At 70.0% G+C, this 19,026-nt stretch carries 14 protein-coding genes and 1 pseudogene; 13 read left to right on the plus strand and 2 right to left on the minus strand.

The annotated features are described in order from the left end of the window. Positions 1–180 precede the first annotated feature (180 nt). From ACWC9R_RS23770 to ACWC9R_RS23825, 12 genes and pseudogenes are all read left to right on the plus strand, one after another. Positions 181–1,422: a nucleotide disphospho-sugar-binding domain-containing protein gene (locus ACWC9R_RS23770; protein WP_450734305.1), complete on the plus strand. Its 1,242-nt coding sequence runs from the start codon at positions 181–183 to the stop codon at positions 1,420–1,422. 13 nt (positions 1,423–1,435) lie between these two features. Beyond that, on the plus strand, positions 1,436–2,614 hold the full coding sequence (locus tag ACWC9R_RS23775) for a nucleotide disphospho-sugar-binding domain-containing protein (RefSeq protein WP_450734307.1): 1,179 nt from the start codon (positions 1,436–1,438) through the stop codon (positions 2,612–2,614). Between the two features lie 180 nt (positions 2,615–2,794). Then, entirely contained in the window at positions 2,795–3,940 is a 1,146-nt protein-coding gene (locus ACWC9R_RS23780; RefSeq protein WP_450734309.1) for a nucleotide disphospho-sugar-binding domain-containing protein, read from the plus strand. Positions 3,941–3,952: 12 nt separating this feature from the next. Continuing rightward, a complete protein-coding gene (locus ACWC9R_RS23785) occupies positions 3,953–5,101 on the plus strand; it encodes a nucleotide disphospho-sugar-binding domain-containing protein (protein WP_450734311.1) in 1,149 nt (382 codons plus the stop codon). 313 nt (positions 5,102–5,414) lie between these two features. Beyond that, positions 5,415–6,062 carry a dTDP-4-dehydrorhamnose 3,5-epimerase family protein gene (locus ACWC9R_RS23790; protein WP_450734312.1) on the plus strand — a complete coding sequence of 216 codons (648 nt, stop codon included), beginning with the start codon at positions 5,415–5,417 and terminating at the stop codon, positions 6,060–6,062. 115 nt (positions 6,063–6,177) lie between these two features. Next, a complete protein-coding gene (locus ACWC9R_RS23795; RefSeq protein WP_053921806.1) occupies positions 6,178–6,954 on the plus strand; it encodes a class I SAM-dependent methyltransferase in 777 nt (258 codons plus the stop codon). 75 nt (positions 6,955–7,029) lie between these two features. After that, on the plus strand, positions 7,030–8,016 hold the full coding sequence (gene rfbB / locus ACWC9R_RS23800; protein WP_450734315.1) for a dTDP-glucose 4,6-dehydratase: 987 nt from the start codon (positions 7,030–7,032) through the stop codon (positions 8,014–8,016). A 178-nt stretch (positions 8,017–8,194) separates the two neighbouring features. Next, the gene (locus tag ACWC9R_RS23805; protein ID WP_450734317.1) at positions 8,195–8,956 is read left to right on the plus strand and encodes an NAD-dependent epimerase/dehydratase family protein; all 762 of its coding nucleotides are present in this window, start codon (positions 8,195–8,197) and stop codon (positions 8,954–8,956) included. 679 nt (positions 8,957–9,635) lie between these two features. Continuing rightward, the gene (locus ACWC9R_RS23810) at positions 9,636–10,595 is read left to right on the plus strand and encodes an NAD-dependent epimerase/dehydratase family protein (RefSeq protein WP_450734318.1); all 960 of its coding nucleotides are present in this window, start codon (positions 9,636–9,638) and stop codon (positions 10,593–10,595) included. A 117-nt stretch (positions 10,596–10,712) separates the two neighbouring features. Continuing rightward, positions 10,713–11,963, plus strand: a complete 1,251-nt coding sequence (locus ACWC9R_RS23815; protein ID WP_450734320.1) for an activator-dependent family glycosyltransferase — start codon at positions 10,713–10,715, stop codon at positions 11,961–11,963. Between the two features lie 215 nt (positions 11,964–12,178). Next, on the plus strand, positions 12,179–14,212 hold the full coding sequence (locus ACWC9R_RS23820) for a thioredoxin domain-containing protein (protein ID WP_450734322.1): 2,034 nt from the start codon (positions 12,179–12,181) through the stop codon (positions 14,210–14,212). A 115-nt stretch (positions 14,213–14,327) separates the two neighbouring features. Next, a pseudogene (locus tag ACWC9R_RS23825) lies at positions 14,328–14,876 on the plus strand (NADP-dependent oxidoreductase); the annotation flags it as partial. 186 nt (positions 14,877–15,062) lie between these two features. Here the strand turns inward: ACWC9R_RS23825 and ACWC9R_RS23830 are convergent. Together ACWC9R_RS23830 and trhA are read right to left on the minus strand one after the other, a co-directional pair. Then, the gene (locus ACWC9R_RS23830) at positions 15,063–15,689 is read right to left on the minus strand and encodes a TetR/AcrR family transcriptional regulator (RefSeq protein ID WP_450734323.1); all 627 of its coding nucleotides are present in this window, start codon (positions 15,687–15,689) and stop codon (positions 15,063–15,065) included. A gap of 408 nt (positions 15,690–16,097) precedes the next feature. After that, the gene (trhA, locus tag ACWC9R_RS23835) at positions 16,098–16,814 is read right to left on the minus strand and encodes a PAQR family membrane homeostasis protein TrhA (protein WP_450734324.1); all 717 of its coding nucleotides are present in this window, start codon (positions 16,812–16,814) and stop codon (positions 16,098–16,100) included. 240 nt (positions 16,815–17,054) lie between these two features. Between trhA and ACWC9R_RS23840 the strand changes: the two genes are divergently transcribed. Beyond that, positions 17,055–18,896, plus strand: coding sequence for a phosphoenolpyruvate carboxykinase (GTP) (locus ACWC9R_RS23840; RefSeq protein WP_450734326.1), 1,842 nt, complete (start codon positions 17,055–17,057; stop codon positions 18,894–18,896). Positions 18,897–19,026 lie beyond the last annotated feature (130 nt).

Below are 19,026 nucleotides of genomic sequence, written 5' to 3' on the forward strand. Positions count from 1 at the left end.
GTCTCGGTCGGCCATCGCCGGACCGCCGTACAGCTCGGCGCCGTGATCATGCTGGCGCTGGTGTCTGCCCCCGCTCCCGTCGGGACTTCTTCTTCATGAGGCGGATGTGGATATCGCATGAGGCGGATGCGGATATCGACGCGGCGTACCGGTCGATTCGCTCATTCGAAAGGAGTTCGAGTGCGGGTTCTGTTTACCGTGTCCAACTGGCCTGGACACTGGGCCTCTATGGTGCCCCTGGGGTGGGCGTTGCAGGCGGCTGGGCACGAGGTGAACGTCATGTGTACGCCATGCCAGACGCAACCGGTAAGCGGCGCAGGGCTCATGCCGGTTCCGATTCTCGAGGCTATGGACATGACGGTGCGGGGCCGGCTGCACAATTTCCGCCTGGCCGAATTCGGCTCATGGCCCTTTTCGGGACTCCCGCTGCACCCGCTCACCGGGAAACCGCTCGACTCGCTCGATGAATTCGATATGAGCGCGTGGTCCCAGGAGAACCATGACTGGGCCATCGGTGTCACGACTCGGAGCAGTGACGCCGCGGTGGACTTCGCGCGCTGGTGGCGTCCCGATCTCGTGGTCCACGACATCATGAGCTTCGAAGGGCCGCTCGTCGGGAAAGTCCTGGACATTCCCGCCGTGTTGCAGCTGTGGGGGCCCGTCGGTCCGGACGACGACGTACCGGGAGCACCGCCGGGGGCGAGCTTCGTGCCCATGGACCCCAGTGGGGCGTTCCCCCGGCACGGCGTGGGGCAGATGGGGCCGCACGTCTATGAGCACGTGATCGACCCCTCTCCCATCAGCGCGCGACCACCCCTGAAGGCCGAGCGGCTGTCCATCCGTCATGTGCCGTACAACGGTCCTGGAGCGCGGCTGCCGCACGGCGAGAGCGGCTCCGCCGGACCGCGGGTGTGCGTGGTGTGGGGGACCTCCGTCAGCGGTATTTACGGGCCGGCTTCGTTCGCGGTGCCTCGCGTGGTGAACGCTCTCGCAGGGCTGGGCGCCGAGGTCCTCGTTCTGCTCGCGGATGCCGACCGCGAGCGGATGGAGCGCGCGGGAGCGCTTCCACCCGGTGTGCGGCTGATGGAGCGCACGCCGTTGCATCTGCTGATGCCCAGCTGCGACGTGGTCATCCACCACGGGGGCGCCGGCTGCGCCATGACCGCTCTGACGGCTGGAGTGCCGCAGCTGGCCATCCACACAGGCCTGGATCAGGAAGTGATCGCCGGCCGAATCGCCGGAGCCGGTGCGGCCCGGCATCTGTCCAATGTCCAGGCGGATGAAGGGGCGATTCGTGCGGCCGTCACTTCACTCCTCACGGATTCCGCCCATGCGATCGCCGCACGGAAACTGCGGGACGAGATGGAGTCCCAGCCCACTCCGGCGGCGCTGGTGTCTTCGCTGTCCGCCCTCGCTCAGTGAGTAGGAGACCTGAATGCGCGTCCTGGTGATGACGACTCCTGACCCAAGCCACCTGGCGACTTTGGTGCCGGTCGCCTGGGCTCTCCGTACCGCGGGCCACGACGTGCTCGTCCTGGGGAGACCCGACAGCGCGGAACCGGCCCGTACGGCAGGGCTGAACTTCGTGAGTCTCGGCGAACCGTTCGACACCGAAAAGATGGTGCTCAGTGACCTGGCACCAGGGAAACGCCCACTGGAATCCCGGCCGCGCGGTACGAAGGGCGGCTTCGGAGGTGTGTGGATCGAGCATGCGAAATCCATGGTGGAGGAGTACCTGGGTTTTGCCCGCTCCTTCCGTCCGGACCTGATCGTTTCCGATCCGCTGGAGTACAGCGCACTCATTCTGGGAGCCTTGCTGAGGGTCCCGGTCGTTCACCATCGTTGGGGTGTCGATCCGATCGGCACGCCCCGGCTCCCCGCGGCCAGGGAAGAACTGCGCGGGACCTGCCAGTCGCTGGGCCTTGAAACCCTCCCTGAGCCCACGGTAATCCTTGATTCCTGCCCCGGCGCACTGCAGCTCCCGGAACTGAAGCCCGAGACCCCGGTGCGATATGTGCCGTTCAACGGCAGCGAGATGCTGCCTTCCTGGCTGCGTGCGGAGTGGGACCGGCGAGACTCGCGCGCCAAGCGGGTCGCCGTCTCTCTCGGCAGAAGAACCCTGGTCTACAACGGGGTGCCCTTCGTGCGGGCGCTGCTGGGCTCGTTCGCGGAGATGCCGGACGTCGAACTGGTCGCCACCGTCGGCGCGGAGTACCGGGAGCGCATCGGTCCGGTGCCGGCCAACGTGCGGATGGTCGACCCTGTCCCGCTCCATCTGCTCCTCGGCTCCTGCGATGCCGTCATCACCCATGGCGGTGCGGCCACCACCATGACCGCCACCCTCTTCGGGCTGCCGCAGCTGGTACTTCCGCAGATGGCCGACTGTTTCGCGCATGGCGACCGCTTGGCGGCCACCGGCGCGGGAATCAGCTTCGACACCGTGACCGCCCAAGACGATGCGGGGCTTCTCCGCGAGGCGCTGACACAGCTGCTCACAGACCCCCGGTACGCCGAGGCGGCCGGAGCCCTGCGTACGGAAATGGAGGGCATGCCGTCCCCCGCGCAGAACGCCTCCGATCTGGAGCAGCTCGCTCTTTCCCGCGCCCACGGCTGAATGGGGCGTCAGTACGCCGCTCGTGGGTCACGAAGGAGTTTCGCCTTGCCGGCGGTGTGAACTCGCCGGCAGGCGCGAGCTCCTGGCCCTCGCGCACTTGGCTGGGCACCCGCTCACCTGACCACCACTTCCCCTTCGGGAAGCAGCCCCCCGACAAGACGAGAAGAGAACGGTTCGCCCATGAAGATGCTGTTCGTCGCGGGCCCCACCCCGTCCAACGCGTTCGCTCTCGCCCCGCTCGCGACCGCGGCACGTGATGAGGGGCACCAGGTTTTCATGTCGACACTGAAGGAGCGGACATCGGTGGTGGCCGGGATCGGCCTGCCCGCCATCGCCGCCACCACCACTCCGATAGCCGACATCAAGGCCACGCGGCGCTCCGGCGAGCGGGAGATCGTCCCGGACGACGTGGACCACCCCGAGTTCATCCAGTACACGGGCCGCTGGTTCGGGCGGGTGGCGGCGGAAAGCCTGGTTCAGCTGCGGGAGATGGCGGCCGGCTGGCGCCCGGACATCGTGATCGGAGGCCCGCACGCCTACGCGGCGGCGCTCCTGGCCCACGAACTGTCGGTGCCGTGGGTGCGGCACACCTGGGCCGCGCTGGACACCGTGGGCATCCACGTGGGCAGCGAGGGAGAACTCCAGCCGGAACTGCGCCAGTTGGGTCTGGACGGCGTCCCGCAGCCCGATCTGCTGATCGACAACTGCCCGCCCGGAGTCCGGTGGGCCGGCGCCGCCCCCGCCCAACAGGTCCGGTGGGTCCCCATCAACTCCCAGAATCCCGTCGAACCGTGGATGTACACCCGCGGCGAGCGGCGCAGGGTGTGTGTGACGGGCGGAAGCATGGCCGCCCGGGACAACAACTTCGAACTCATCCGGAGCATGGTCGACAGCCTCGCCGTCCTGGACGCCGAGATCGTCATCCCCGCGCCGGAGGAGGTCGCCGCCGAACTGCGCAAGCAGTGCGACGGCATCCGGACGGGCTGGATTCCGCTGGACGTGCTGATGCCGACCTGCGACCTCATCGTGCACCACGCCGGCGGCCTCACCGGACAGACCGCGATGATCTCGGGAGTGCCGCAACTGCTCCTGCCCCAGGAGAAGAAGGTCCGCCGCGCCGCGCAACTCGTCGCCGACTACGGTGCCGCGATCAACCTGCTGCCCGACGAGGTCACCCCCGACAGCGTCGCGAAGGCCCTCCAGACACTCATGGAGGACTCGGCTTACCAGGACAGGTCCGAGGCGCTCGGCCGGGAGATCGCCGCCATGCCGTCCCCGAGCGAAGTGGTCGGCGTACTCGAGGACCTGGCAACCCGCGCACGTTAGGGAGACATGTCGATGAGGGTTCTCTTCGTCACCGGCGGCGGCCAGGCGACCGTGTTCTCGCAGGCCCCGCTCGCCACGGCCCTGCGCGGCGCGGGCCACGAGATCTTCATGGCGGCCAACAGCGACCTGATGTCCGCCACCGAGGCGGCGGCGATCCCGGCGGTCCCGACGACCGACCTGCCGGTCCGGCACTTCATCTCCCAGGACCGGCAGGGGCGGCCGGTGCCTCCGCCACTCGACGCCGGGGTGGCCGAGCAGGGCGTGTTCACCGGCCGCTGGTTCGGACGAATGGCCGCCGCGAGCCTGGGCGTCCTCAGGGAGTTCACGGCGGCGTGGCGCCCCGATGTCGTCGTCGGCGGGACCATGACGTACGCGGCACCGCTGCTGGCGCGGCATCTCGGGGTCCCGTGGGTGCGGCTGGCGTGGGACGCGATCGACGCGACGCAGGTGCACCCCGGCGCCGACGAGGAACTCCAACCCGAGCTGAGCGAGCTGGGACTGGCGCACCTCCCCGAGCCCGACCTGTTCATCGACGTGTGCCCGCCCAGTCTGCGGCCCGCCGACGCCCGCCCGGCATCGCCGATGCGGTACGTCCCCGCGAATCGTCAACGGCAGCTCGAACCGTGGATGTACACCCGTGGGGACCGCCGCCGGATCTGCCTCACCGCCGGCAGCCAGGTGACCCGCGACGGCCACCACAAGCTCTTCGAGTTCCTGACGCGTACGGTGGCCGAGCTGGCCCCGCTCGACGCCGAAGTCCTGATCGCCGCTCCCGACGGCCTTGCCGCCGACCTGCGCGAGGCCTGCGGCGATGTGCGCGCGGGGTGGTTCCCCCTGGACGTCGTGGCCCCGACGTGTGATCTGCTCGTGCACCACGGGGGCGGCGTGACCAGCCTGACGGGCATGTACTCCGGGACGCCCCAAGTCATCGTCCCAGGCGCGGAGATGCTCGCCGACGCGGCCGAGCGCCTGGCCGGCTACGGCGCGGCCGTGACGCTGAAGACCGGAGAGGACGCGCCCGACGCCGTCGGTGCGGCATGCCGCGAGGCCGTCTCGGACGTCTCCTGCGTCACCCGCGCCCAGGCGCTCCGCGACGAGATCGCGGCCATGCCGTCGCCGAACCAGATGGTGGGCGCGCTGGCGGATCTGGCGCACCGCTGAACGTCCTTCGGTATTGAGCCCTTTCCCACCTGTCGTTCCAGTCCGGCTGTTGGGCTGACAACGTGGCGAAGCCCCTGGTAGATGGGTTCTCGACCAAGAGGGCCGTCTGCACCAGAGGCTTCACGTGCCAGGTGAACCGGTCCCACGCGAAGATCCGAGCGCGCCTCACCTCGCGTGCGCTTCGGTTGTCCGCGATCCCGTGCCAGGCCCGCGTGGCCCGTCTGATCGCTTCTCTCTCCACCGATGCCCCGGCTCCGCCGTGTGATGCACGGAAGATGTTCCTTGCCCATTTAACTCCTGTTCGGAGGTATACATGGAAGCGCGAAAGCTCGCTGTGCAGGGCGCGCTGGAATTCACCTCGCGGACGTTCTCCGACGAACGCGGCGTGTTCGTCGCTCCTTTTCAGCAGTCGGTCTTCGAAACCGCCAGAGGGGGACCGCTGTTCGCGGTCGCCCAGGGCAACCACAGCCTGTCCCGACGAGGCGTCGTCCGGGGCATTCACTACACCGTCGCCCCTCCGGGCGCCGCCAAGTACGTCTACTGCGCGAGTGGGCGGAGCCTGGACTTCACCGTGGACATCCGGCGCGGCTCGCCCACGTTCGGCAAGTGGGAAGCCGTCCTCCTGGACCAGTCCGGCTTCCGTGCCGTGTACCTGCCGATCGGCGTCGGTCACGCCTTCGTGGCGCTCACCGACCACACCGTCATGTCGTACCTGACCTCGGCCCCGTACGTCCCGGAGCAGGAGCTGGCCCTCTCGCCACTTGATCCGGCGCTCGGCCTGCCGATCCCCGAGGACGTCGACCCGATCCTCTCCGAGCGGGACGCCGCCGCTCCCACCCTCGCCGAGGCCGCGGAGCGCGGGATGCTCCCCGACTACGAGCTCTGCCTGGAACTGGAGGCCCAACTGGGCACCGCGTCAGGGGCGGAGCCGGGGCTGACCGGACCCCGCTCATGTGCCTGACCACGGGCTGACGCCCTCTCACCACCACGTCGTGGCCCGTAAGCCCGCACGGCTTCGCGGCTCTTCGGCCATCTGAAAACCGAGCGAAGAACGAGAGAGAACAGAGAGGAAGAGCATGATGAACAGTGACTACAAGGACCCCAAGGTCGTGCCGCACGAGTCGGAGCAGGAACGGGAATCACGCCTGCGCCTCACCAAGCTCCTGGCCGAGACGCCGATCCCGCCCGAGTACCTGATCGACAACCTTCCGGTGTACCTGCGTCGCCATCAACTCGCCGACCTGCTGGCCATGGACGCGCTGTACCGGATGGTCACCGACGTGCCAGGGGTGATCATGGAGTTCGGCGTTCTCCACGGGCGCCACCTCGCTTCCTTCACTGCCCTTCGCAGTATCTACGAGCCCTATAACTCGCTCCGTCGCGTGGTCGGCTTCGACACCTTTACGGGATTCCCCGATATCGCTGACATCGACCGTGCGACGCCCAGCGCGGTCGCCGGCCGGTTCGCTGTCCCCGAGGGCGAAGTGGATCACCTTCGTGCCGTGCTCGCCGCGCACGAACTGGGCGAACCCTATGGTCACACCCAGCGCAGCTTCGTGGTGCAGGGAGATGTCCGCAGCACGCTTCCCCAGTATCTGGAAGAGAATCCGGAGACTGTCATCGCCCTGGCCTACATCGATGTTGATCTGTATGAGCCCACGCTGGAAATTCTTCACGCCATCCGGCCGCACATGGTCAAGGGAAGCATTCTGGCATTCGACGAACTTGCCCACCCCAAATGGCCCGGCGAGACCAAGGCGCTGGCCGAATTCATGGAGCTCGGCAACGCGAAACTGCGCCAGCTGCCCCACCGTGAATCCCCGATCATCTATCTGGAGTGGGGGGAGAACTGATCCGCCGCCGCTCGGGCTCCAGCACCCCCACCACCGGCCTGTCGCCGGTGACCATATGCGAATCGAGGCAGCGGCATGAGGAAGATCCTGGTCACCGGCGGCGCCGGTTTCATCGGCTCGCACTATGTGCGCACGCTTCTCGGCGGAGGCTACCCGGAGTGGGAGGGTGCGCATGTCACCGTCCTGGACAAGCTCACCTACGCCGGGAACCGCGCGAACCTCCCCGAGACGCACCCGCGCCTGACCTTCGTCCGCGGCGACATCTGCGACAGCGATCTGCTGCGCCGACTGCTGCCCGGCCACGACGCGGTGGTCCACTTCGCCGCGGAGTCGCACGTGGACCGCTCCCTGGAAGCGGCCGAGGAGTTCGTCCACACCAACGTGACCGGCACTCAGCGGCTGCTCGACGCGGTCCTCGCCGGCGGTGTGCGGCGCGTCGTCCACGTCTCCACCGACGAGGTCTACGGGTCCATAGACGAGGGGTCCTGGACGGAGGACCGGCGGCTCGAGCCCAACTCCCCGTACTCCGCCTCCAAGGCGGCATCGGACCTGCTGGCGCGGTCGTACTGGCGCACCCACGGGCTGAACGTCTCGATCACCCGCTGTTCCAACAACTACGGTCCGTACCAGCACCCCGAGAAACTCATCCCGCTGTTCGTCACCCATCTGCTCGAAGGAAAGCAGGTGCCGCTCTACGGCGACGGCGGCAACATCCGCGAGTGGCTCCATGTGGACGACCACTGCCGTGCGATCGACCTCGTGCTGAACAAGGGCCGGGCCGGTGAGATCTACCACATCGGCGGCGGCAACGAGCAGACCAACCGGGCCGTCACCGAACGCCTGCTCGCACTGACCGGCTCGGACTGGTCCAGGGTCCGCCGGGTCGCCGACCGCAAGGGGCACGACCTGCGCTACTCCCTCGACGAGACGAAGATCTGCGAGGAGCTCGGCTACGCCCCGCGGATCACCTTCGAGCAGGGGCTCGCCGACACCGTGGCCTGGTACCGGGACAACCCCGCCTGGTGGAAGGACACCACGCGGGGAGGCGGTTCGCAGACGTGAGGCCCCTCCTTCCGTGGCTCCGGCCGGCGGCGCCGGGCCGTACCGGGCGTGGGCACCCTCGCCGACATCGGCACCGTCACCGAGTGCAGCTCCCGGGGCAGCGTGCACCCAGGCCCTGGTCGATCGAATGTTCGACTACGTCATCATCGTCGATGAAGGAATTCGTGGAGGCCCGCGGATGACCATGGAGATCTTGGGCAACGGATTCCTCGCCCGGAACCTGAGCCCTCTCGCGCACCGCCACCCGGGCACGGTCGCCATGGCGGCGGGCGTCTCCTGGGCCAGCGGCACTTCGGACGCCGACTTCGCCCGGGAGGCCGCTCTGCTGACACAGGCCGCAGACCGGTGCCGTGCCACCGGGCGCCGGCTGCTCTTCTTCTCCACCGCGGCCACCGGCATGTACGGCGCGGTGGACGGGCCCGGCCGGGAGGACAGCCCGATCACCCCCTGCACCCCGTACGGTGCACACAAGCTCGCGCTGGAACGCCAGTTGCAGGATTCCGGTGCCGACCACCTGATCCTGCGTCTGGGGCACCTCGTCGGCACCGGACAGCCCCCGCACCAGCTGATCCCCGCCCTCATCCAGCAGATGCGCAAGGGCTCGGTGCGCATCCAGCGCGCCGCCGCCCGTGACCTGATCGACGTCCGCGACGTGGTCACCGTCATCGACCGGCTGCTCGCCCAGGGGCTCTGCGGCGAGACCGTCAACGTGGCCTCCGGTACGGCCGTACCGGTGGAGCGGATCGTCGACCACCTGGAGACCCGGCTGGGTCTGTCGGTCCGCCGCCGGTACGACGAGGCGGGCGCCCATCACGTCATCTCCACCGAGAAGCTGCGCGCCCTCGTCCCGGAGACGGCGGCGATGGGCTTCGGCCCCGGCTACTACCGGCGGGTGCTCGACGCCTTCATCGCCACGGCTGATCCCTCCACGGCGGCCTGATCGCCCTCCCACCGATCCTCGGACGGCGCCGCATGCTGCCCGCGCGACGACGGCGCAGGCCGGAGTGGAGAGCGCCGCGATCGCCGGCCGCGGCGCCGCCAGGGCCCGCGAGCCGGCCGGGGACACCGTTCACCACCGACAGGGGAGACATCATGGGCAAGCTCTCAAAGGCAGCATGGGGCACGGGGCCGAGCCGGGGAACCGGGCGGGCCACCGCCCCGGACGTCCTGGTCAATCCTGCGGGCGTGGTGGTCAAGGGCGTCCCGGAGCAGCTCGTGCCGGACTTCTCCCGGCGCCTGGGTGCCCCGCGGGGCACCGTCAGCAGTGTGGCGCCGGGCGGCACGGACCACGGCAGCGCGCCGGCGCGTCATCTGTGTTCCCGAGGCTCGCCGCGCGGCCCTGTCCACGCGCCGTCCTCCACACGCACCTTCCCTGGCGAAGACAACTCCGTGCTCCACCGCGGCGACACCCTGCTTCCCCTGGATCGATCCGGTCGATCCAGTCGCGGTGGCCGACGCGTCCACCGCGCCGGTGGTCGGAGAAGAAGCGTCCTGCCCGTATGCCCTCCCCGTCGCCACGTTCGGGAAGCGGGACAGCCGGCGGTTGCCTGCCCCAGCGGCCGGCACTCGCCGGAACACCGCGTCATCGGGGGCGATCACCTGCGTGTGGAGATCTCGACATGACACATGAGCAGCCTTGCGTGGGGGTACTGGGAGGCAGCGGTTTCGTGGGCCGGAACCTGCGCGCGGCCTTCCGGTCGTCGGGCGCCCGGGTCGTCAGCGTCTCCCGGACCCTGCCCGGCGGCGCCGGTGGCGACGATCCGGAGGGCGAGCGCTGCATCGCCTTCGACCTGCTCGCGGACGGACCCGCGGAACTCGGCGCGATGCTCGCCGACACCGGGGCGGATGTGATCGTCAATGCCGCCGGCGGCTATTGGAGGATGACCGGCCGGCAGATGTGGGGAGCCAACACGGAGTTGGTGACCGCCCTGGTGGCGGCGGTGCGGAAGCTGCCGCACCGGCCCCTGCTGATCCAGCTCGGCAGCGTCCACGAGTACGGCCCCGGCAGCAGGGACGCCGGAATCACCGAGGAGCGGACACCAGCTCCGGTCAACGCCTACGGCCGCTCGAAACTGGAGGCGGCACGCCGCGTACTGGATGCGGCCGGCACATCCGAGCTGAACGGCGTCGTGCTGCGGATAGCCAACATCATCGGCCCGGGCTTGCCGGTCGGCAGTCTCCTCGGCGACATCGCGGCGCACCTGAAGCGGTTTGCCCGGGACGGCGACGCCGCCGGCAGCGAGCTGGTCCTCGGCCCACTGAGCGCGGAGCGTGACTTCGTCGACGTACGCGACGTCGCCGACGCCATCCTTGCCGTGGCGCGCGCGCCACGGGCCGACGTGTCGGGGCGCGTCATCAACATCGGCAGCGGAGCCGCGGTCAGCGCGCGCCGAGTGGCGGAGCGGCTGATCCAACTCAGCGAACTGCCGGTCCGGCTGGTCGAGCGGGCCCGGACGGACACCTCCCGCAGTGACGTGGACTGCCAGATGCTGGACATCTCCCTGGCGCGGCGGCTGTTGGGCTGGGAGCCGCGCCGGGACCTGGACGCCTCACTCACCGCGCTCCTCACGGCCGCGTGAGCCCGTCCGGCCCCGAGCCACTGCGCTCCGCCCCTCCACCGCCGGTTCGTCCGCCCCGTTGCCGGGTGAGGCGGCCTGCGGCCTTCCCCGCACGACACCCACAACGGAGAAGCACCCATGCGTGTTCTGTTCGCCGTCTTTCCCGCCACCGCACATGTGCACCCGATCGTTCCGCTGGCCTGGGCCCTGCAGAACGCCGGCCACGAGGTACGGGTGGCCATTCATCCCGACGCCGTGGACCTCGTCACCAGCGCGGGCCTCGCGGCCGTGCCTCTCGGCTCCCGCGACAAGCTCGCCTCAGTGATCGAGATCAACACGAACCCCGACCTGACCAACAGCCTTGACGACGCCCTGTTCCTGGACACCGCGGATACCTCCGGCTGGGAGGAGCAGTGGGAGAGGATGTGCAAGGTCCTGTCGCTCTACCACCAGGTCCTGCCCGACTTGGTTGACTTCACCCGCAGTTGGAAGCCGGACCTGGTGGTGTGGGACCAGTTCTGCGTTCCGGCCGCGGTGGCCGCGCGGGTCAGCGGCGCGGCCCAGGCCCGCATGCTGTGGGGCCGCGACAACATCGGCTGGCTGCGCGCGCGGTCTCGGGAGCACCTGGCGGCGCGGGAGGCGCAGCCGCTGGAGGACCCGGTACACGCCCTGATGGAGGGCATGCTGACGCCCTACGGTCTTGAGTACGAGGAGGAGTTGCTGCTCGGGCAGTGGACCATCGACCCGATGCCGAAGGGGATGCAGCTGCCGGTCGACCTGCCGTTCATCTCGATGCGCCGGATTCCCTTCAACGGGACAGCCTCCGTGCCCAGTTGGGTCAACGAGCGGCCCGAACGCCCGCGGGTCTGCCTCACCCTCGGTGTCGGCGGGCGCGGCCGCCAGCTCTTCCGGCAGAGCGGTGTCTCGTTCGCCGAGGTCGTCGAGGCAGTGGCCGAGCTGGACGTGGAGCTGGTGGCCACGGTGGGCGCCGCGCAGCGGAACTCCATCGCCGCGGTGCCGGACAACGTTCGCCTGGTGGAGTACATGCCGCTCAACTACCTGCTGCCGACCTGCTCGGCGGTCATCTACCACGGTGGCGGCGGCACTTTCGCGGCCTCGGTGGCTCACCGGGTGCCGCAGCTGATCACGCCGATGCTGTTCTGGGGCGAGACCACCATCGCCAAGCACGTCGTCGACAGCGGCGCCGGACTGGCGATCGACAGTAACCGGTTCACTGTGGACGCCCTGCAGAAGGGGCTCACCCGACTGCTTGAGGACCAGTCCTTCCAGGACGGTGCCGCCGCGCTGCACAGGGAGTGGGAGGAGACGCCCTCCCCTGCCGACCTCGTCCCGGTACTGGAGGAACTGACCGCCCGCCACCGCCGCTAAGGGGGCGAGTCGGCCAAACGGACCCCCTGCTCGATGAGCAGGGGGTCTTTCTCCGTTTCTGGGCCTGATCGCGCAGGGGGCAGGCACCCCGCCGAGAAGGGTGCGGTGCTGCGGCCACCGTGCCGGCCGGCACGGGTGCCGGGGCTTCGGACCAACCGCATCGGTTCGGCGTCTCCCTGCTGATCAGCGCGTTTGAGGTGTGCGACGATGCCGGTATGAACCGACTGGCCAACGAGCAGTCGCCCTACCTGCTCCAGCACGCCGATAACCCGGTCGACTGGTGGCCGTGGTCCACCGACGCGTTCGAGGAGGCCCGCCGGCGCGGCGTGCCGGTACTGCTCAGCGTCGGCTACAGCTCGTGCCACTGGTGCCACGTGATGGCGCACGAGAGTTTCGAGGACCCGGACACCGCCGCGCTGCTCAACGAGCACTTCGTGGCCGTCAAGGTCGACCGGGAGGAGCGTCCGGACGTCGACGCCGTCTACATGGAGGCCGTGCAGGCCGCCACCGGGCAGGGCGGCTGGCCGATGACCGTCTTTCTCACCCCGGACGCCGAGCCGTTCTACTTCGGTACGTACTTCCCGCCCGAGCCCCGCCACGGCATGCCGTCCTTCGGGCAGATCCTGGAGGGGGTGCGCACCGCCTGGGCCGACCGCCGTGACGAGGTCGGGGAGGTCGCCGGGCGGATCGTCGCCGACCTCGCCGGGCGGTCTCTGACCGGGTCGCTGCCCGCGGAACGGCAGCCGCCGCGTCCCGAGGAGCTGCACGGCGCTCTGATGGGGCTGACCCGGGACTTCGACGCGGTGAACGGTGGATTCGGCGGCGCGCCCAAGTTCCCGCCGTCCATGGTGGTGGAGTTCCTGCTCCGCCACCACGCGCGCACCGGCTCGGCCGGAGCCCTGGAGATGGCGCAGGCGACCTGTGCGGCGATGGCCCGGGGTGGTATCTACGACCAGCTCGGCGGCGGGTTCGCGCGCTACGCGGTGGACGCGACCTGGACCGTGCCGCACTTCGAGAAGATGCTCTACGACAACGCCCTGCTGTGCCGGGCCTACGCCCATCTGTGGCGGTCCACCGGCTCGGAGCAGGCCCGCCGGATCGCCGTGGAGACCGCCGACTTCATGGTCCGCGAACTCCGCACCGACCAGGGCGGCTTCGCCTCCGCACTGGACGCGGACAGCGACGACGGCACCGGGAAGCACGTCGAGGGCGCCTTCTACGTCTGGACCCCCGAGCAGCTGCGCGCCGTACTGGGCGACGAGGACGCGGAGTTCGCCGCCACCCACTTCGGCGTCACCGAGGAGGGCACCTTCGAGGAGGGCGCCTCGGTCCTCCAGCTCCCGGACACCGACGGCCTGGTGGACGCCGAACGGGTGGCCTCCGTCAAGCGGCGGCTGCTCGCGGCGCGGGACCGGCGGCCGCGCCCCGGCCGCGACGACAAGGTCGTCGCCTCCTGGAACGGGCTGGCCATCGCCGCGCTCGCCGAAACCGGTGCCTACTTCGACCGGCCGGATCTGATCCAGGCCGCCACCGACGCCGCCGACCTGCTGGTCCGCGTCCACATGGACTGGCAGGCCCGGCTGCACCGCACCTCCCGCGACGGCACCCCCGGCGCCAACTCCGGTGTCCTGGAGGACTACGCCGATGTCGCGGAGGGCTTCCTCAGCCTGGCCTCGGCCACCGGGGAGGGGGTCTGGGTGGAGTTCGCGGGGTTCTTCCTGGACACCGTGCTGCTCCAGTTCACCTCCGGGGACGGCGCGCTCTACGACACCGCGGCCGACGCCGAGGCGCTGATCCGCCGCCCCCAGGACCCCACCGACAACGCGACGCCCTCCGGGTGGACCGCGGCGGCCGGTGCCCTGCTCTCGTACGCGGCGCTCACCGGCAGCGCCCTCCACCGGGACGCGGCGGAGCGGGCCCTGGCCATCGTCACGGCGCTCGCCGGCCGGGCCCCGCGCTTCATCGGGTGGGGCCTGGCCGTCGCCGAGGCCGCGCTGGACGGTCCGCGCGAGGTCGCGGTCGTCGGCCCGCAGGACGATCCGGCCACCGTCGCCCTGCACCGCGCCGCGCTGCTCGGCACCGCCCCCGGGGCGGTCGTCGCACTGGGCGCCCCCGGGGCCGACGAGGTACCGCTCCTCCAGGACCGCCCCCTGGTCGACGGCCGGCCGGCCGCCTACGTCTGCCGCCGCTTCACCTGCGAGCGTCCGACGACCGACCCGGAGGAGCTGGCGGAGCGACTCCGGGGATGAGACAGCGGGCCATGGGACGTCCGGCGCGGCGACCGTCCCATGGGCCACCGCTGCCCGCCCGCGAACCGGCCAAAAGGCTTGCCCGGGCGTGCGCGGCACGTCCTAGCCTCGGGCCATGACACACCGCACACATCGCACACACCGAGAAGTCCGCCTGGCCGCCCGCCCCCAGGGGCCGGTCACCGACGACCTCTTCGAGATCGTGGAGGTGCCGGCCCCGGAACCCGGACCCGGCCAGGTGCTGGTCCGCAACACCGTGATGGGCGTCGCCGCCGTGATGCGCACGCTGATGGACGAGAGCAGCGTCGTCCCGATGCCGCCCTTCGGTATCGGCGAGCCGCTGAACGGGCCCGCCCTCGGCGAGGTGGTCGCCGCCCCGGGGACCGGCCTCTCGCCCGGCGACCTGGTGGAACACCACCTCGGCTGGCGCGAATACGCCCTGCTGGACGCCGACCGGGTGCAGCCGCGCGACCCCGGCCTGATGCCCGACCCGGCCGCCTACCTCTCCCAGGGGCCCACCGCCTGGATGGGCGTGGTGCGCGGCGCCGAAGTACGCCCCGGGGACACGGTGTTCGTCACCGGGGCGGCGGGCGGCGTGGGTTCGCTGGCCGGCCAGATCGCCCGGCTGCGCGGCGCCGCCCGTGGAGTTGTGAGGCGGGGGGCGGCCGGAGGGGCCGCTTCGCCGCGGGGACCTGCTCTCTACACCCGCCCACCCCCCGAAGGGGGGTGGGCGGCGGGGAAAAAACCACCTGGGGAAGCAACGGGGCCCCGGCCTGAAGGACTCCGGCCTGAGGCACTCCGCCCGGGAGAACCCCCGCCTGAGGGACCCCACCCGAAGGAACCCTCATCCTCAGAGCGTGAGCCCCCGCGCCAGTACGTCCATCGTCTGATGGATCAGCGCCTCCAGCTCGGCGGTCTGGCCGCCCTCGACCCAGCTCAGCATGGCCTCCTGGAGCGCGGCCAGGATCGCCGCGCTGATCACCCGCAGCTCCAGATCGCCGGCCGGACGGCCGGTGCGCTCCGCCAGTACCGCGCTGATCAGCGCGGCGTCCCGGGCGGTGTTCTCCGCCGTACGGCCCCGGATGGCGGGCACTTCACGGATCAGCCGGATGCGCTGGACGAGTTCCCCGCGGTCCGCCCCGGTGATCTCGCGCAGCGCCTCGACCGTCACCCGCCGCATCGACTCCACCATCGGCTCGTCCGTGGGACGCGCCCGCAGTCCGGCCTCCAAGACGGTGTCGTACTCGTCCGTGAGCACGATGTCCTCCTTGGTCGGGAAGTAGCGGAAGACCGTGCTCGGGGAGACGTCGGCGGCCTCGGCGATCTGATCGATGGGGGTCGCGTCGTACCCCTGTTCCTCGAAGAGCCGGTAGGCGGCCCGCCGGATCGCCTGGCGGGTCTGGATCTTCTTCCGCTCCCGCAGCCCGATCTTCGGCGTCCCGGGCGGCGTGCTGGCGGAGGTACGTGCGGAGACCATGCGCAGCATTGTCGGGCATCAGAAGTCCCCGAGGCCACGGCTCGTGCGGGAGGCATACGACGCCCCGTACGGCGGCTGAACAGGGCGACGCCTGCCCCCCGGCGAAGCCGGATTCGCCTCACCTGACAGGACGCGACCGGACGCGACAGGAACAGCACCCTCGACGGAAAGTGATCACCGACAGCCTCTCGCCGCGAGTCCGGCAGCCCACCCATGATTATCACGCTGAGTTACGGGAATCGTTACCGTGAGTGACGAATGGCGAGCAACAAGTGAGGGGCGGAGGCGTGTCGGTAATGGCCTCAGTGAAATGTTCGGCAAAACCTCGTGGCCGCAGCCACGAAGGCTGCGGCCACGAGGTCACGGGCGGCGCGGGTGGGCGGCCGCTCGGGGTGTCGAAGGCGGGGCTCAGGCGTGTGTGTACGCCACCAGGGAGATGCCGACGTAGTGGACGACGAAGGCGGCCAGGGTGAAGGAGTGGAAGACCTCGTGGAAGCCGAACCAGCGGGGTGAGGGGTTGGGGCGCTTGAGGCCGTAGATCACGCCGCCGGCGCTGTAGAGCAGGCCGCCGACGATGACCAGGACGAGGACGGCGACGCCGCCGGTGCGCAGGAAGTCGGGCAGGAAGAAGACGGCGGCCCAGCCCATGGCGATGTAGCAGGGGGTGTAGAGCCAGCGGGGGGCGCCGACCCAGAAGACCCGGAAGAGGATTCCGGCCAGTGCGGCCGCCCAGACCGCCCAGAGCAGGGTCTCGCCGCGGGAGCCGGGCATCAGCAGCATCGTCAGCGGCGTATAGGTGCCGGCGATGATCAGGAAGATGTTGGCGTGGTCGAGCCGGCGCAGGATGCCGTCCGCGCGCGGGCCCCAATTGCCGCGGTGGTAAAGGGCGCTGACGCCGAAGAGCAGGCAGGCGGTCAGGGTGTAGATGGCGCAGGCCAGGCGGCCGCGGGGGCTGTCGGCGAGGGCGGTGAGCAGGACGCCGGAGAGCAGGGCTGCGGGGAACATCCCGGCGTGCAGCCAGCCGCGGAGTCTGGGCTTCAGGGGTGCGGCCGCGGCGGCGACCGCCGCGATCGCGGGCGGCGCGGAGGAGTGCGGGCTCTCGGCGGCGTCGGGCGCGGAAGTCATGGCGGTAATGCTACCTACGCGACCGTAAGTTACGGATTCGTGGCGAAGTGGTGACGGTCACGAAGGCGCCCTCTGGACAGAATCCCGGAACGGTCGGATGATCAAATGAGTGCGGTCGGCACCGGATGAGCGGTCACGAAGCATCCGGGTCGCGGCCCCCAAGGGGCAGACATCTAAAGAAGCGGATTTTCCCGGCAAAACCGGGCATAAATCTGTCCATACCCTCATCTAGGAGCGATCGTGGCGCGCGACAACGCGGCTCCCCCCGTCCTCACCCGTCACCAGGGCCTCATTTCCTGGGTCGACGAGATCGCAGCGATCACCCAGCCCGACCGGGTCGTCTGGTGTGACGGCTCGGAGGCGGAGTACGAGCGTCTGTGCGAGGGGCTCGTCGACAAGGGCACGTTCAGGAAGCTCGACCCGATCAAGCGCCCCAACTCGTACTACGCGGCCTCCGACCCCTCGGACGTGGCGCGGGTCGAGGACCGCACCTTCATCTGCTCCCAGAAGGAGGAGGACGCCGGCCCCACGAACCACTGGAAGGACCCCGCCGAGATGCGGGCCATCTTTACCGGGGAAGGCAACAGCTTCGCCGGTGACCAGGGCATCTTCCGCGGTTCCATGCGTGGCCGGACGATGTACGTCGTCCCGTTCTGTATGGGCCCGCTCGGCTCGCCGCTCTCCGCGATCGGCGTGGAGATCACCGACTCCGCCTATGTCGCGGTCTCGATGCGCACCATGACGCGCATGGGGCAGCCGGTGCTCGACGAGCTCGGCGACGACGGCTTCTTCGTCAAGGCGGTGCACACCCTCGGCGCGCCGCTGGCCGAGGGCGAGGCCGATGTGCCGTGGCCGTGCAGCTCCACCAAGTACATCTCGCACTTCCCCGAGGACCGGGAGATCTGGTCCTTCGGCTCCGGCTACGGCGGCAACGCCCTGCTCGGCAAGAAGTGTTACGCGCTGCGGATCGCCTCCGTCATGGCGCGCGACGAGGGCTGGCTCGCCGAGCACATGCTGATCCTCAAACTCACCCCGCCGCAGGGCGAGTCCAAGTACGTCGCCGCCGCCTTCCCGAGCGCCTGCGGCAAGACCAACCTCGCGATGCTGGAGCCGACGATCTCCGGCTGGACCGTCGAGACCATCGGCGACGACATCGCCTGGATGCGCTTCGGCGAGGACGGCCGCCTCTACGCCATCAACCCCGAGGCCGGCTTCTTCGGTGTCGCGCCCGGCACCGGCGAGCACACCAACGCCAACGCCATGAAGACGATGTGGGGCAACTCCGTCTTCACCAACGTCGCGCTCACCGACGACGGCGACGTCTGGTGGGAGGGCATGACCGAGGAGAAGCCCGCCCATCTGACCGACTGGAAGGGCAACGACTGGACGCCGGAGTCCGGGACCCCGGCCGCCCACCCCAACGCCCGCTTCACCGTCCCGGCCGGCCAGTGCCCGATCATCGCGCCCGAGTGGGAGGACCCCAAGGGCGTGCCGATCTCGGCGATCCTCTTCGGTGGCCGTCGCGCCAGCGCCGTGCCGCTGGTGACCGAGTCGCTGACCTGGCAGCACGGTGTCTTCCTCGGCGCCAACGTCGCCAGCGAGAAGACCGCGGCGGCCGAGGGCAAGGTCGGCGAGCTGCGCCGGGACCCGTTCGCCATGCTGCCGTTCTGCGGCTACAACATGGGCGACTACATGGGGCACTGGGTCAAGGTCGGCGCGGACAAGGACCAGGCCAAGCTGCCGAAGATCTACTACGTCAACTGGTTCCGCAAGGACGACAAGGGCCGCTTCGTGTGGCCGGGCTTCGGCGAGAACGGCCGGGTGCTCAAGTGGATCGTCGAGCGGCTGGACGGCAAGGCCGACGGTGTGGAGACCCCGATCGGTGTGCTGCCCACGAAGGAGGCGCTGGACACCGAGGGCCTCGGCCTCGACGACGCCGACCTCGACTTCCTGCTCACCGTCGACAAGGACGTGTGGCGCGAGGAGGCGGCGCTGATCCCCGAGCACCTCAACACCTTCGGTGACCACACGCCGAAGGAGCTGTGGGACGAGTACCGCGCACTGGTGCAGCGGCTCGGCTGATCACCCGCATCGCACAGGAGCCGGGGCCCCGCACAGGACGTGCGGGGGTCCGACATCCCGCCGTCCACGGACACGTACGTCCGCAGCCCCTCCAGCTCCTTGACCGTGCCGACCTCGTACAGCGTGAAGG

The organism is Streptomyces sp. NPDC001219 (genome assembly GCF_053597915.1).